Genomic DNA, 13,749 nt, shown 5'->3' with positions numbered 1-13,749 from the left:
TGAATAACTCTCCACCAGGACCCCATGCCGTACAACACGCGCTCTAAGAATATTACCCAAGGCGTATCACGCTCACCCAATCGTTCGATGTATTACGCGATGGGCTATGAAAAATCCGATTTCGAAAAGCCGATGATCGGTATAGCGAATGGTCATTCGACCATCACGCCCTGCAATGCCGGTCTCCAGCGTCTCGCAGACGCAGCGATCAAGGCGGTTCGCGATGCAGGCGGTAATCCTCAGGTATTCGGCACTCCCACCATTTCCGATGGGATGTCCATGGGAACCGAGGGCATGAAGTATTCGTTGATATCCCGGGAAGTAATCGCGGACAGCATCGAAACTTGTGTGCAAGGTCAATGGATGGATGGCATCATGGCGATTGGAGGGTGCGACAAGAACATGCCAGGCGGCATGATAGCCATGGCCCGCACCAATGTTCCGGCGATTTATGTTTATGGTGGCACGATAAAGCCGGGGCGCTGGAAAAATCAGGACTTGACCATCGTTTCGTCCTTCGAGGCAGTCGGTGAACTCATGGCCGGCCGCATGAGCGAAGAGGATTTCGACGGGATAGAGCGCAACGCTTGTCCCAGCACTGGCTCATGCGGAGGAATGTATACGGCCAACACCATGAGTTCGTCCTTCGAGGCCTTGGGCATGTCCCTGCTGTACTCATCGACCATGGCCAACCCCGACGAAGAAAAGATTGCCAGTACGGTGGCGTCGGCAAGGGCGTTGGTAAACGCCGTGAAGCTTGACATTAAACCCCGTGACATCATTACGCGCGATTCGATCGAAAATGCGGTCTCGCTGATCATGGCCACAGGCGGTTCAACCAATGCGGTCCTGCACTACTTGGCTATAGCTCACGCTGCTGACGTGCACTGGACATTGGATGACTTCGAAAGAGTCCGGCGCAAAGTTCCGGTCATCTGCAATCTCAAACCTTCTGGACAGTATGTAGCCACCGACCTGCACCGGGCCGGAGGTGTCCCACAGGTGCTCAAGATGCTGCTTGAAGCGGGGCTGCTGCATGGTCACTGCCTCACGATCACTGGACGTAGCCTGGCAGAAGAGCTGGCAGCCGTTCCTGCTCAGCCGGGAGCCGATCAGAACGTAATTCTGCCGTTTCACCTACCGCTCTACGCCCAAGGTCACCTGGCGATCCTCAAAGGCAACCTTGCCCCCATGGGCGCCGTCGCCAAAATCAGTGGGCTAAAGGTCCCGGCCATCACCGGTCCGGCGCGCGTCTTCGATGATGAAGGCAGTGCTATGCAGGCGATCCTCGATGACCGCATCCAAGCCGGTGACGTGCTCGTATTGCGCTACCTGGGACCTAAGGGCGGACCAGGCATGCCTGAAATGCTGGCACCGACCTCTGCACTGGTTGGTAAGGGTTTAGGAGAGAGCGTTGGCCTCATCACCGACGGACGATTCTCCGGCGGTACGTGGGGCATGGTGGTCGGGCACGTCGAACCCGAAGCTTTCGTGGGCGGAACCATTGCTTTGGTTGAGGAGGGCGACTCCATCACCATTGATGCCCAACGCCAGTTGCTGCAGCTGAATGTAGACGAGGCTCATCTGCAAGAGCGAAGGGCCCGCTGGAACCCACCGGAGCCCCGCTATAGCAGAGGTGTGCTAGCAAAGTTTGCTCAGCTGGCGATGCCCGCATCCAGAGGCGCATGCACTGGATAGATTTGCGAGACGCATGTGTCATCGTCAGCCGCGCTATTAAAAGACGTCCTGAACGCCAACCAGGAAGGTGGTCGGCAGGCCACCTCGCCATCATCGATATGCCGGAGGAACAGTCCGAAGCTGGCTGACGCCGATAGTGGACCGGCACATCGGCACGATCCTGCTCGCCGCATCCTTTCTACGCCCCAACTGGTTGTGCCGATAGCCACCGAAAACCACCATACCTCCATGCAGCAAAACCGATGGAGGTCTAGGTGGAACAAAGATCACAGACACCGGTTGAGGACAGCAACACAGCCCAGCCCCTGCCCGTCCCGGGCACGCACGCCTACGAGGCACTGCCGCAGTTCCCCCAGCGCGGCACCCTTCCCTTTCGCCGCACCATCCGACGTCACGAACTACATCAGATGGTGCCGCTGGCCGAAACGACGATCTACGAAATGGAGCGCCGGGGCGAGTTCCCGCGGCGCTTCAACCTCACGCCGCGGTGTGTCGTATGGGATCTGGCCGAAGTGGAAGCGTGGATCGAGCAACGCAAGCAGGCCGCTCGCACTGGCATAGTCAAACCAGACGTCCGCCAACGAAAAACCCGCCCTGTCCGGGCGGGTTCGGAAAAGATCTAGCCGTGCGCAGGACGATTCATCCGACCAAGGTCTCCAGTTCCTTGGCCGCCGCCTTCGGCAGCCGCAGACGCTCCTTCGCCACATTGGCCTGCATGGCCACGCGCGCCACGTCCAGCACATCCTCCGTCAGCGCATAACCTCCCCGAGCCTGCAGCCAGGCCAGCACGTCGGCCAGATGCCAGATCGACGTGCTGCCCTCATGCACCGGCGCTGGGAAACTCCCGGGATACGCGAGCATCAGCTTGCGCATGTTCTGCCGCGACACGCCCACGATCTCGGCCACGTCGGTCAACCCCACCAGGTCCGGCGCCACCTCTATCAGGCGTGCCGAAGGCACCGCCGCGCGTACGTCAGCCAATGCGCTGCGCACAGCTTCCCCGGCATCGACCGCCTCGCGGTTGAACTCCAGCGCCAGGCGCCCCGGCTGCCCAATGCCGACCAGCGCATCGTCGCAGCCGGCCTCGCCCAAGCGCTCGACCAGCGCATCGGTGTCGCGGTCCTCGTCAGCCAGTTGGTACTTCAGGGTGAAGGTGTATTCCATCGCGCTACTCCTGGGTGCCCTCGCCAGCATCGAGCTGCTGGCGGCTGTGCGTGGTGCAGTTGTCAACGACGCGCCGCAAGGCGCGTGCATGGTTGCCAGGGCTCTTCGGCGTGCTCCACACGCTGGTGATGCAGAACTCGCCGCAGCGGCATTCCTGGTCGTTGTAAGGGCAATAGATCCGCCCCCACGCATGGCTTCCGCCGACCTCGACGCGCCAGCCCTGCCCTTCGGCATGCCGAAGCGCCTCCTCGACTTCCTTCTTCGGATGGGAGGGACGAACCATCAGCGGTCTCCAGTGTGCTGGCGACCACCATAGTTGTCAAGTGACAACCAACGCATAATCATGCCACCGCGCTCAGTCCGGGTACGACCACGTTCCTTGGAATCAGCGTCGGAACGTAGTCCTTTCCTTCCTCCCAGGCACCGACCAGGTTGGCCCACTCCTGCAGCATGTGCCGCCGCTGCTCTGCGTACTCGGCCTTGTTGTAGACGGATCGCGACGAGCGCCCATCCTCGTGCGCAAGGCACTTCTCGATCCAGTCGCGGTTGAATCCGATCTCGTTCAACAGCGTCGAACCTGTCCGTCGAAGGTCGTGAACGGTGAACGGCTGCAGCGGCAGGCCCTTGCTCCTGGCTTCTTCGACGATGAGTTGTGTCACCCGATTCAACGTAGCGTTGGACATGCAGCGCTCTGCATCGTAGCGAGACGGGAAAACGAACCTCGAACCCGCTGCGCACGCATGCAACGTCACGAAGATGTCGAGCGCCTGCTTCGACAGGTAGACCACGTGCGGATTGCGCCCCTTCATCCGCGCCTTGGGAATCGTCCAGGTCTTCCGCTCGAAATCCACTTCGTCCCAGGTGGCATGGATCAGTTCGCTCTTGCGAACCAGCGTCAGGAGAACCAGGCGCAACGCCAGCCTGATCGTCGGATAGGTCGCCACCGCTTCCAGTTGTTGCAGCATCAGCCGGATCTCCAGCGGCGACAAGGCGCGGTCCTTCGGCGTGAAGGTGGCGATCGATGAAGCGCTGACGCTATCCGTCGGGTTCTCTACCTTCTCGCCCTGGGCGATGGCATAGACATAGACCTGCTTGACGATGTCGCGGATCTGGACCGCCGTCGCCGGCGCACCACGCTCCTTGACCTTGTTGCACAGAGCCCGCAGGTCATCCGCCTGGATCTCGGTCAGCAGGCGGTTGCGGAAGACCGGCAGGATGTCTCGGTCAATGATGTGCTTGCGCATGGCGCGCGTGCTGTCGGCCAACCTCGCATTGGCCAACCACGCATCCATCGCCGCCCCAAAGGTCTTGATGGCGGTAACCCGCCGCTTGGCCCGCTGCTTCTCGATCGCGGGAGAGATGCCTGCCTGGACCGATTTACGCGCCTCCAGCAGCAGTTCGCGCGCCATCGCCAGCGAGATACCGCCAGCGCCGTAGCGCCCCAGGGTCAAGGTCTCGCGGCGGCCATTGAGCCGGTAGTCGTAGCGGAAGGTGACGGTACCACTCGGCAGTACCGTCACGTAAAGCCCATCACGGTCGGAAGCCTTGTAGGGCTTGGCCTTGGGCTTCAAATTTCGTAGCGCAGCATCGGTCAGCATCGAGGTTTTCTCCGGTTTTTCCGACGGCTTTTACCGTCAGGGACCTGGAGGCCTGCTGATGCTCGGAAAGCCGCATGAAACAAGCTTTTCCGAGAAAACTTTTACCGTCAAAGACGGTATAAGTCTGGATAGTGAATGAGAACGACTGAATCCGGCCGCGTTTTTTGCCGTCACCTATACCGTCAAATTTTTCTGCTAGCCGGCGATAGTCACCGATAGCAGTCGCAACCATTTCCCTTTCAGATCAAAAGGTTGTGGCGATTTTTCGATAGCTGGCGATAGTCCGCGAAGGACCTCAAATCACTCCCACTCGATCGTCGCCGGCGGCTTGCCCGAAATGTCATACACCACCCGCGACACACCACGCAGCTCATTGATGATGCGGTTGCTCACGGTGCCGAGAAAGTCGTACGGCAGGTGCGCCCAGTGCGCGGTCATGAAGTCGATGGTCTCGACCGCGCGCAGGGCGATCACCCACTCGTAGGCACGGGCGTCGCCGACCACGCCGACCGACTTCACCGGCAGGAACACGGCGAAGGCCTGGCTGGTCTTGTCGTACAGATCGGCCTTGCGCAGTTCGTCGATGAAGATCGCGTCGGCCTTGGCCAGCAGTTCGGCGTACTCGCGCTTCACCTCGCCGAGAATGCGCACACCCAGGCCGGGGCCGGGGAACGGATGGCGGTAGACCATGCTGCGCGGCAGGCCGAGTTCGACGCCCAGGCGCCGCACTTCGTCCTTGAACAGTTCGCGCAGCGGCTCGACCAGGCCCAGCTTCATGTGCTCGGGCAAGCCGCCGACGTTGTGGTGGCTCTTGATGACGTGGGCCTTGCCGGTCTTGCTGCCGGCCGACTCGATCACGTCCGGGTAGATGGTACCCTGCGCCAGCCACTTGGCGTTGCGGAGCTTGTTCGACTCTTCGTCGAAGATCTCCACGAACAGGTTGCCGATGATCTTGCGCTTGGCTTCCGGATCGCTGACGCCTTCCAGCGCGGCAAAGTAGCGGTCGGCGGCATTGACCCGGATCACCTTGACGCCCATGTGCTCTGCGAACATCGCCATCACCTGGTCGCCTTCCTGCCAGCGCAGCAGGCCGGTGTCGACGAACACGCAGGTCAGCTTGTCGCCGATGGCCTTGTGCAGCAGCGCGGCGACCACCGAGGAATCGACGCCGCCGGAGAGGCCGAGGATCACCTCGTCGTCGCCGACCTGGGCGCGCACACGGGCGATCTGGTCGTCGATGATGTTGGCCGCGGTCCACAGCGTGGCGCAGCCGCACACGTCGACCACGAAGCGGCGCAGCAGGGTCTGGCCCTGCAGGGTGTGGGTGACTTCCGGATGGAACTGCACGCCGTACCAGCGCTTGGCCTCGTTGGCCATGGCCGCGACCGGGATGCGGTCGGTGACGGCGGTGATGGTGAAGCCCGGCGGCACCCGCGAGACGTGGTCGCCGTGGCTCATCCACACGTTCAGGCGCGCGCTGCCGGGATGATCGCTCAGGCCGGAGAACAGCGCGTCGGCATTGATCACATCCACTTCGGCGTGGCCGAACTCGCGCTGGTCCGCCGCTTCGGTGTCGCCGCCGAGCTGCGCGGCCAGGGTCTGCATGCCGTAGCAGATGCCGAAGATCGGCAGGCCGCTGTCGAACACTTCCTGCGGCGCGGCCGGCGCGCCCGGCAGCGTGGTCGATTCCGGGCCGCCGGAGAGGATGATGCCCTTGGCGCCGAAGCCGGCGATCTCGGCCGGATCGTGGTCCCACGCCCAGATCTCGCAGTACACGCCGAGTTCGCGGATGCGCCGCGCGATCAACTGCGTGTACTGCGCACCGAAATCGAGGATGAGGATCTTGTCGCTGTGGATGTTGGTCATTGAGGCCGGGAATCGGGAACGGGGAATCGGGAATGGGCAAAGCGGTGCAGACGCTGGTTCATCGATTCCCGACTCCCGATTCCCCATTCCCGGATGGGCATCAGCCCATCCTGTAGTTCGGCGGTTCCTTGGTGATCTGCACGTCGTGGACGTGGCTCTCGCGCTGGCCGGCACCGGTGATGGTGACGAACTTGGGCTTGGTGCGCATCTCTTCGATGGTGGCGCAGCCCACGTAGCCCATGGTCGCGCGCAGGCCGCCGATCAGTTGGTGGATGATGCCGCTGAGCGGGCCGCGGTACGGCACGCGGCCTTCGATGCCTTCGGGCACCAGCTTGTCGGCGTCGGAGGCGTCCTGGAAGTAACGGTCCTTGCTGCCCTTCTCCATCGCGCCCAGGCTGCCCATGCCGCGGTAGCTCTTGTAGCTGCGGCCTTGGAACAGTTCGACCTCGCCCGGGGCCTCCTCGGTGCCGGCGAACAGGCCACCGACCATCACCGTGGAGGCGCCGGCGACCAGCGCCTTGCCGATGTCGCCGGAATAGCGGATGCCGCCGTCGGCGATCAGCGGGATGCGGTCCTGCAGCGCCTCGGCGACCATGTCGATCGCGGTGATCTGCGGCACGCCGACGCCGGCGACCACACGGGTGGTGCAGATCGAGCCGGGGCCCACGCCGACCTTGACCGCGTCGGCACCGGCGTCCATCAGCGCCAGCGCGGCGTCGCCGGTGACGATGTTGCCGCCGATCACCTGCAACTGCGGGTAGGTCTTCTTGACCCAGGCTACGCGCTCGATCACGCCCTGCGAATGGCCGTGCGCGGTGTCGACGATGACCACGTCCACGCCGGCCGCGGCCAGCAGTTCGATGCGCTGTTCGGTATCGCCGCCGACGCCCACCGCGGCGCCGACCAGCAGCCGCGTGGCGGCGTCCTTGGCGGCGTTGGGGTTGTCGGTTTTCTTCTGGATGTCCTTGACCGTGATCAGGCCGCGCAGCTCGAAGCCATCGTTGACCACCAGGATCTTCTCGATGCGGTGGCGGTGCAGCAGTTGCAGCACTTCCTCGTCGCTGGCGCCTTCGCGCACGGTGACCAGGCGATCCTTCTTGGTCATGATGTGGCGGACCGGATCGTCGAGCTTCTTCTCGAAGCGCATGTCGCGGCTGGTGACGATGCCGACCAGCTCGCTGCCGTCCACCACCGGCACGCCGGAGATGTTGCGGGCGCGGGTGAGTTTGAGCACCTCGCCGATGGTGGTCTCCGGGCCGACCGTGAACGGCTCGGTGATGACGCCGGCCTCGAACTTCTTGACCTTGGCCACTTCGGCGGCCTGCTGCGCCGGGGTCAGGTTCTTGTGGATGATGCCGATGCCGCCGAGCTGGGCCATGGCCACCGCCAGGCGGTGCTCGGTGACCGTGTCCATCGCCGCCGACAGGATCGGCAGCTTCAGGCGCAGGTCGCGGGTCAGCCGGGTTTCCAGGCTGACGTCCTTGGGCAGGACGGTCGAATGGGCGGGGACGAGCGAGACGTCGTCGTACGTGAGAGCTTCAGCCTGGATGCGGAGCATCGGCGGACCCGAGTGTGGGGAAGCGCGGCATTTTAACGCATTGGGGCGGGGATTGGGGAGTCGGGAGTGGGGATTCGCAACGGCGGAGCCCTGCGCAATCGGCCATATGCCTGTCTGTCAGACTGCCGCTCGATGGCCTGCCGATCCCGATGCACCCCGGATAGGCCGTGCATGCGCCGTTGCTGTTGCCCTTAACGAATCCCGACTCCCGATTCCCGACTCCCGGCCGCATCAGCGGCCTCGATCGTGTTCTGCATCAGCGTGGCGACCGTCATCGGCCCGACCCCGCCCGGCACCGGGGTGATCCAGCTGGCGCGCTGCGCCGCCGCGTCGAAGCCGACATCGCCGACCAGGCGGCCATCGTCCAGGCGGTTGATGCCGACGTCGATCACCACCGCGCCAGGCTTGACCCACTCGCCCGGGATCAGCCCCGGCCGGCCCACCGCCACCACCAGGATGTCGGCATCGCGCACCCGCGCCTGCAGCACCTCCGGCGGGGTGAACTTGTGGCAGCAAGTGACCGTGCAGCCGGCGATTAGCAGTTCCAGCGCCATCGGCCGGCCGACGTGGTTGCTGACGCCCACGATGGTGGCGTTGCGCCCGCGCACCGGCTGGTCGGTGTGCGCCAACAGGGTGACGATGCCGCGCGGCGTGCACGGGCGCAGGCCGAATTCGCGTAGCGCCAGGTGGCCGACGTTCTCCGGATGGAAGCCGTCCACGTCCTTGCGCGGATCGATGCGATGTATCAGCCGGCTGGCGTCGGGGATGCCCGGCAGCGGCAATTGCACCAGAATGCCGTGGATCTTGGGATCGGCGTTGAGTCGGTCGATCAACGCCAGCAGTTCCGCTTCGCTGGTACCGGCCGGCAGGTCGTAGTCGAACGCCTCGATGCCGACCTTCTCGGCCGCGCGGCGCTTGTTGCGCACGTACACCGTGGAGGCCGGATCGCCGCCCACCAGCACCACCGCCAGTCCGGGCCGCGGCTGCCCGGCCGCCAGCCGCGCGTCGACTCGGGCCTTGAGCTGGTCGAGCAGGTCGTCGGCGATGCGCCGTCCGTCGAGGATGCGGGCCGGGACGGAGGAGGCGGACGCGGAATCGGTCATCGGGGCGGGCGGGTGTAGAGTCGGGGGATGTCCATTGTCCCCGATTCCGCCATGACCGACACCACCCGCATCGAGGCCGCCGCCTTCCGCCGCCTGCTGCAGCACCTCAATCAGGACCGCCCCGACGTGCAGAACATCGATCTGATGATCCTGGCCGGGTTCTGCCGCAACTGCCTGGCCGACTGGTATCGCGAGGCCGCCGCCGCCGAAGGCGAGGTCCTGAGCAAGGAGCAGGCGCGCGAGCGCGTCTATGGCATGCCGTTCGCCGAGTGGAAGGCGCAGCACCAGGCCGAGGCCACCCCGGAGCAGTTGGCGGCCTTCGCCGACGCGCAGCGCCGGCACCCGTAGATGGTGCGCCCCCTGGGCATCGTGGCGGCGATCGCGATCGCCGCTTACCTGGTGGTCTGCGCCCTGCTCTATTTCGGCCAGCGCGACCTGCTGTATTTCCCGCAAACGACGCGGGTGGCGCCGGCCCAGACCGACTTCGCGTTGCAGCGTGGCCCCGCCCTGGCGCTGCGCGGCTGGCGCGTCAATCCCGGACGCGACAAGGTGCTGCTGTATTTCGGCGGCAATGCCGAGGACCTGCGCCACGCCCGCGCGCAGCTGGCGCCACTGCTGCCCGACTACACCGTGTATCTGCTGGCCTATCGCGGCTACGGCGCCAGCGACGGCGCGCCCAGCGAGGCGGCGCTGGTCGGCGATGCGCTGGCGTTGTACGACCACGTGCGCACCGCGCAGCCGCAGGCCGAGATCGCCGTACTCGGGCGCAGCCTGGGCAGCGGCGTCGCCAGCCAACTGGCGGCGCGGCGGCCGTTGGCGCGGTTGATCCTGGTGACGCCGTTCGACAGCCTGGCCTCGGCCGCGCAAGCGCACTATCCGTGGGCACCGGTGCGCTGGCTGCTGCGCGATCGCTACGACTCCGCCAGCGCGCTGCGCGCTTACCGCGGGCCGCTGCTGGTACTGCGCGCAGGGCGCGACCAGGTGATCCCGGCGTCGAGCACGCAACGGCTGCTGGACGCGCTGCCGCAAGCGCCGACGCTGGTCGAGCTGCCTCGCGCCGGGCACGACGACATCAGCGCCGATCCGCGTTATGGGCAGGCCTTGCGGGCGTTCTTGCGCTGAAGCGCCCCCCTCCACACACCCCGTAGGAGCGGCTTCAGCCGCGACCAGAGCCACAGGTAACGCCCGTCGCGGCTGACGCCACTCCTACAAATTCGCGGTGCCTTAGTCGCTACGGCGCTCGTCCGCCGGCACCGCCTCCGGATTGAGCGTGCGGCTTTCGCGCCGCGGCGTGGTGAACGGCGTGGGTTTGGGCACGGCCGGGATCGCGTTGCCGTACATCAGTCCCCTGCCCGCGCGCACGTCGCCGGCGGCGATCTCCAGCTCCAGGCGCTCGGCATCGCGGCGGCGGATCTCGCGGGCGATGCCGGCGGCCTCGTCCTCGGCCATGCCCAGTTCGATCAGCGCCGCCTGGCCGAATTCCACCGCCGACTCGAAGGTCTCGCGGATCTGGTAGTCCACGCCGGCCGCGATCAGTTTCAGCGAATGTTCGCGATCGAACGAGCGCACCAGCAGCTTGGCGTGCGGAAACTCCTGCGTGGCCAGTTCGACGATGCGGTTGGCCGCCTCGCGATCGTCGACGCACACCGCGATCGCGCGCGCGCTGTGCGCGCCGGAGGCGTGCAACACGTCCAGGCGGGTGCCGTCGCCATAGTAGATCTTGAACCCGAATTCGGCCGCGCTCTGGATCATCTCGATGTCGTTGTCGATGATGGTCACGTCCACGTCGCGCGCCAGCAGCGACTGGCTGGCGACCTGACCGAAGCGGCCGAAGCCGATGATCAACACGCTGCCGGTCAGTCCCTCGGCGGCCTCCACGCCGTCCAGCGACGGCGCCTCCACCGGCGCCCAGCGCCGGTACAGCAGCGCGAACAGCGGGGTCAGCGCCATCGACAGCACCACGATGGCGGTCAGGTTGGCGTTGATCCGGGCGTCGATCACCCCGGCGGCGCTGGCCGCGGCGAACAGCACGAACGCGAACTCGCCGCCCTGCGCCATCAGCACGCCGCGATCGAGCGCCCGCGCATTGCCGCAGCCGGTGAGACGCGCGACCAGGTAGATGCACGCGGCCTTGGCCGCCATGAACGCGAGCACCCCGGTGAGGATCAGCGTCCAGTTCGCCGCCACCACCGCCAGGTTCAGCGCCATGCCCACGCCGAGGAAGAACAGCCCGAGCAGGATGCCGCGGAACGGTTCGATATCGGCCTCGATCTGGTGGCGGAAGGTGGATTCGGACAGCAGCACCCCGGCCAGGAACGCGCCCATCGCCATCGACAGCCCGCCGAGCTGCATCAGCAGCGCCGCGCCCAGCACCACCAGCAGCGCCGCCGCGGTCATCACTTCGCGCGCCTTGGCCGCGGCCAGCAACCGGAACAGCGGGTTCAGCAGCCAACGCCCGGCCACCAATAGACCGACGATCGCCGCCGCACCGATGCCGATGCCGATCCAGCGCGAGGGCGCATCGGCAGCGGCCGGTACCGGCGCCATCCAGGCCACCACCGCCAGCAGCGGCACGATCAGCAAGTCCTCGAACAGCAGGATCGCGACGATCTTCTGCCCGCTCGGCAAGGCGATGTCGCCGCGCTCCCCAAGCAACTGCATCACCACCGCGGTGGAGGTGAGCACGAAGCCGGACGCGGCGATGAAGGCCACCGGCAACGGCATGCCCAGGGCCAGTCCGACCAGCGTGAGCGCCACCGCGCAGACCGAGATCTGCAGCGCGCCCAGGCCGAAGATCTGCTTGCGCAGGCTCCACAGGTGCGACGGCCGCATCTCCAGGCCGATCACGAACAGGAACATCACCACGCCCAGTTCGGCCACATGCAGGATCGCCTGCGGATCGGAGAACCAGCCCAGTCCGAACGGACCGATCGCCAGGCCCGCGGCGAGATAGCCCAGCACCGAGCCCAGGCCCAGGCGCCGGAACACCGGCACCGCCACCACCGCGGCGCCGAGCAGCGCCACGACCTTGATCAATTCACTGCTGTCGGCTGCGTTGGTCATGCGCCGATTCTACGCACAAGGCTGGAGCAACCCCATGGACTGGCGTGCGGCATGGCGGCGGGACGGTAGCCGCCTGCTCGTCGCGGAGGCGTAGCGCAACCCGCCGCGTTATCGTGCGTGTCAACATGCAGCGGCGTTCGCGCCCGGGTGTTGCGTGCAGTGGGCGCGCGCCACCAGACGCAGTGCCGCTGTGGCCTGCATGTTGTGGCGCGGGTGTCTGTACGCGATGCTTGCGATGGGGTGGTTGTCGCGGCTGAAGCCGCTCCTACAGGGTGCCGCGAGCGCTGGAGCGAGCGGGTCGACATGACGAATCGCTTGTCATGGGCCACCGCTGCGACAACAACATCGCGCGCCGCTGTCGTCCTTGCCATTCTCCCACCGGGGGCAGCGGGCGCTTTTGCGTTGCCCCCGCAGAGGCGGATGCGGATTCTGGCAAAGCCATTCAATCCAAGAACGCGAGGGCTTCGCCTCGTGCTCTCACCCTCCTTTCTCTGGAGAGAAGGGCTAGTGCTCCACGCCGCAGAATTGGGCATAGTCGAGATAGCCAGGGAAGGCCTTCCCCGGCGCGCAGACCGGGCACTGCGGGTCGGCGGCCAGGCGGGTGTCGCGGAAGCGCATCGCCAGCGCGTCGAAGTACAGCAAGCGCCCGCGTAGCGGCTCGCCGATGTCCAGCAGCAGCTTCAACACCTCGTTGGCCTGCAGCAGGCCGACGATGCCGGGCAGCACGCCGAGCACGCCGGCCTCGGCGCAGTTAGGCGCGAACTCCGGCGGCGGCGGCTCCGGGAACAGGCAGCGGTAGCACGGCGCCTGGCCGCGCCGGCGACCGGCATCGAATACGCTGACCTGGCCCTCGAAGCGCTGCACCGCCCCATACACCAGCGGTTTTCCCAGCTTCACGCAGGCGTCGTTGAGCAGGTAGCGGGCCGGGAAGTTGTCCGAGCCGTCCAGTACCACGTCGACGTCCTGCAGCAGGCGCTCGACATTGGCCGCGGTCACCCGCTCGCGCACCGCCTCGACCGCCACGCCCGGATTCAGCGCGCCCAGCGCCGCGGCGGCCGACGTCACCTTGGCCTCCCCGATGCGCGCTTCGGTGTGCAGGACCTGCCGCTGCAGGTTGCTGCGCTCGACCACGTCGTCGTCGGCGATGCGTAGCTGGCCGACCCCGGCCGCGGCCAGGTAGAACCCGGCTGGCGAGCCCAGCCCGCCGGCACCGACCAGCAGCACGCGCGCGGCCTGCAACCGGCGCTGGCCCTCGACACCGACCTCGGGCAGGCGCAGGTGCCGCGAATAGCGCTCAAAGAAATCCTGCTGCTCCGGCGCCAGCGCCGGCCGCTGCAACGGCAAGCCTTCGCGCTGCCAACGCGTGGTACCGCCCAGCACCGACGCCACCGCCGAATAGCCGGCCCGCTGCAGGAACAGCGCCGCGTCATGCGAGCGCTTGCCGCTCTGGCAGATCAGGATCACTTCGGCATCGGCGGCGCCGAGGTGTGCGGCCGGGTCGCCTTGCAGGTGCGCGCGTGCGATGCCGACCGCGCCCTCGGCCATGCCGGACGCGCGCTCGTGTTCCTCGCGCACGTCGATCAGCCGCGCGCCCTGGGCGATGCATGCGTGGGCCTGTTGCGGCGTCAGTTCTCGGATGCTCATGGATGCATTATCGGCGCAAAGCCATGTCGCGTCCTTCGCGCCGCAGGGCATGCAC

The 13,749-nt window shown here is 66.0% G+C and carries 12 protein-coding genes; 4 read left to right on the top strand and 8 right to left on the bottom strand.

The genetic code is table 11. The features are described 5' to 3' along the window. Window positions 1–24: 24 nt before the first annotated feature. Together ilvD and AB3X07_RS10180 are read left to right on the top strand one after the other, a co-directional pair. Window positions 25–1,698, top strand: coding sequence for a dihydroxy-acid dehydratase (ilvD, locus tag AB3X07_RS10185; protein WP_369944386.1), 1,674 nt, complete (start codon window positions 25–27; stop codon window positions 1,696–1,698). Between the two features lie 254 nt (window positions 1,699–1,952). Next, entirely contained in the window at window positions 1,953–2,321 is a 369-nt protein-coding gene (locus tag AB3X07_RS10180) for a helix-turn-helix transcriptional regulator (RefSeq protein WP_369944385.1), read from the top strand. Between the two features lie 16 nt (window positions 2,322–2,337). On the opposite strand, the gene AB3X07_RS10175 is transcribed toward AB3X07_RS10180, so the two are convergent. The 6 genes from AB3X07_RS10175 to folD form a co-directional block, all read right to left on the bottom strand. Continuing rightward, complete coding sequence (locus tag AB3X07_RS10175; RefSeq protein ID WP_369944384.1) at window positions 2,338–2,862, bottom strand: helix-turn-helix transcriptional regulator; 525 nt, start codon at window positions 2,860–2,862, stop codon at window positions 2,338–2,340. Between the two features lie 4 nt (window positions 2,863–2,866). Further along, window positions 2,867–3,145: a hypothetical protein gene (locus tag AB3X07_RS10170; RefSeq protein WP_369944383.1), complete on the bottom strand. Its 279-nt coding sequence runs from the start codon at window positions 3,143–3,145 to the stop codon at window positions 2,867–2,869. 58 nt (window positions 3,146–3,203) lie between these two features. Then, window positions 3,204–4,460 carry a tyrosine-type recombinase/integrase gene (locus tag AB3X07_RS10165; RefSeq protein WP_369944382.1) on the bottom strand — a complete coding sequence of 419 codons (1,257 nt, stop codon included), beginning with the start codon at window positions 4,458–4,460 and terminating at the stop codon, window positions 3,204–3,206. A 300-nt stretch (window positions 4,461–4,760) separates the two neighbouring features. Continuing rightward, window positions 4,761–6,326 carry a glutamine-hydrolyzing GMP synthase gene (guaA, locus tag AB3X07_RS10160; protein WP_369944381.1) on the bottom strand — a complete coding sequence of 522 codons (1,566 nt, stop codon included), beginning with the start codon at window positions 6,324–6,326 and terminating at the stop codon, window positions 4,761–4,763. A 100-nt stretch (window positions 6,327–6,426) separates the two neighbouring features. Further along, entirely contained in the window at window positions 6,427–7,884 is a 1,458-nt protein-coding gene (gene guaB / locus AB3X07_RS10155; protein WP_369944380.1) for an IMP dehydrogenase, read from the bottom strand. Window positions 7,885–8,075: 191 nt separating this feature from the next. Next, window positions 8,076–8,987, bottom strand: coding sequence for a bifunctional methylenetetrahydrofolate dehydrogenase/methenyltetrahydrofolate cyclohydrolase FolD (gene folD, locus AB3X07_RS10150; protein ID WP_369944379.1), 912 nt, complete (start codon window positions 8,985–8,987; stop codon window positions 8,076–8,078). Window positions 8,988–9,038: 51 nt separating this feature from the next. Between folD and AB3X07_RS10145 the strand changes: the two genes are divergently transcribed. Next, entirely contained in the window at window positions 9,039–9,335 is a 297-nt protein-coding gene (locus AB3X07_RS10145) for a DUF1244 domain-containing protein (RefSeq protein ID WP_369944378.1), read from the top strand. Beyond that, complete coding sequence (locus tag AB3X07_RS10140; protein WP_369944377.1) at window positions 9,336–10,109, top strand: alpha/beta hydrolase; 774 nt, start codon at window positions 9,336–9,338, stop codon at window positions 10,107–10,109. A gap of 102 nt (window positions 10,110–10,211) precedes the next feature. On the opposite strand, the gene AB3X07_RS10135 is transcribed toward AB3X07_RS10140, so the two are convergent. Together AB3X07_RS10135 and moeB are read right to left on the bottom strand one after the other, a co-directional pair. Further along, the gene (locus AB3X07_RS10135) at window positions 10,212–12,050 is read right to left on the bottom strand and encodes a monovalent cation:proton antiporter-2 (CPA2) family protein (protein ID WP_369944376.1); all 1,839 of its coding nucleotides are present in this window, start codon (window positions 12,048–12,050) and stop codon (window positions 10,212–10,214) included. A 504-nt stretch (window positions 12,051–12,554) separates the two neighbouring features. Further along, window positions 12,555–13,694, bottom strand: coding sequence for a molybdopterin-synthase adenylyltransferase MoeB (gene moeB, locus AB3X07_RS10130; RefSeq protein WP_369944375.1), 1,140 nt, complete (start codon window positions 13,692–13,694; stop codon window positions 12,555–12,557). Window positions 13,695–13,749: the final 55 nt, after the last annotated feature.

The organism is Xanthomonas sp. DAR 35659 (genome assembly GCF_041242975.1).
Classification (GTDB): Bacteria; Pseudomonadota; Gammaproteobacteria; order Xanthomonadales; family Xanthomonadaceae; genus Xanthomonas_A; species Xanthomonas_A medicagonis.
Note: the sequence above shows the minus strand (reverse complement) of the source record. Positions and strands in the feature narration are given on the sequence as shown.

Bases quoted from the DNA above. Each gene is read 5' to 3' on its own strand.
- ilvD (WP_369944386.1), top strand. From the start codon at position 25: ATGCCGTACAACACGCGCTCTAAGAATATTACCCAAGGCGTATCACGC.
- AB3X07_RS10175 (WP_369944384.1), bottom strand. From the start codon at position 2,862: ATGGAATACACCTTCACCCTGAAGTACCAACTGGCTGACGAGGACCGC.
- AB3X07_RS10170 (WP_369944383.1), bottom strand. From the start codon at position 3,145: ATGGTTCGTCCCTCCCATCCGAAGAAGGAAGTCGAGGAGGCGCTTCGG.
- AB3X07_RS10165 (WP_369944382.1), bottom strand. From the start codon at position 4,460: ATGCTGACCGATGCTGCGCTACGAAATTTGAAGCCCAAGGCCAAGCCC.
- guaA (WP_369944381.1), bottom strand. From the start codon at position 6,326: ATGACCAACATCCACAGCGACAAGATCCTCATCCTCGATTTCGGTGCG.
- guaB (WP_369944380.1), bottom strand. From the start codon at position 7,884: ATGCTCCGCATCCAGGCTGAAGCTCTCACGTACGACGACGTCTCGCTC.
- folD (WP_369944379.1), bottom strand. From the start codon at position 8,987: ATGACCGATTCCGCGTCCGCCTCCTCCGTCCCGGCCCGCATCCTCGAC.
- AB3X07_RS10145 (WP_369944378.1), top strand. From the start codon at position 9,039: ATGACCGACACCACCCGCATCGAGGCCGCCGCCTTCCGCCGCCTGCTG.
- AB3X07_RS10140 (WP_369944377.1), top strand. From the start codon at position 9,336: ATGGTGCGCCCCCTGGGCATCGTGGCGGCGATCGCGATCGCCGCTTAC.
- AB3X07_RS10135 (WP_369944376.1), bottom strand. From the start codon at position 12,050: ATGACCAACGCAGCCGACAGCAGTGAATTGATCAAGGTCGTGGCGCTG.
- moeB (WP_369944375.1), bottom strand. From the start codon at position 13,694: ATGAGCATCCGAGAACTGACGCCGCAACAGGCCCACGCATGCATCGCC.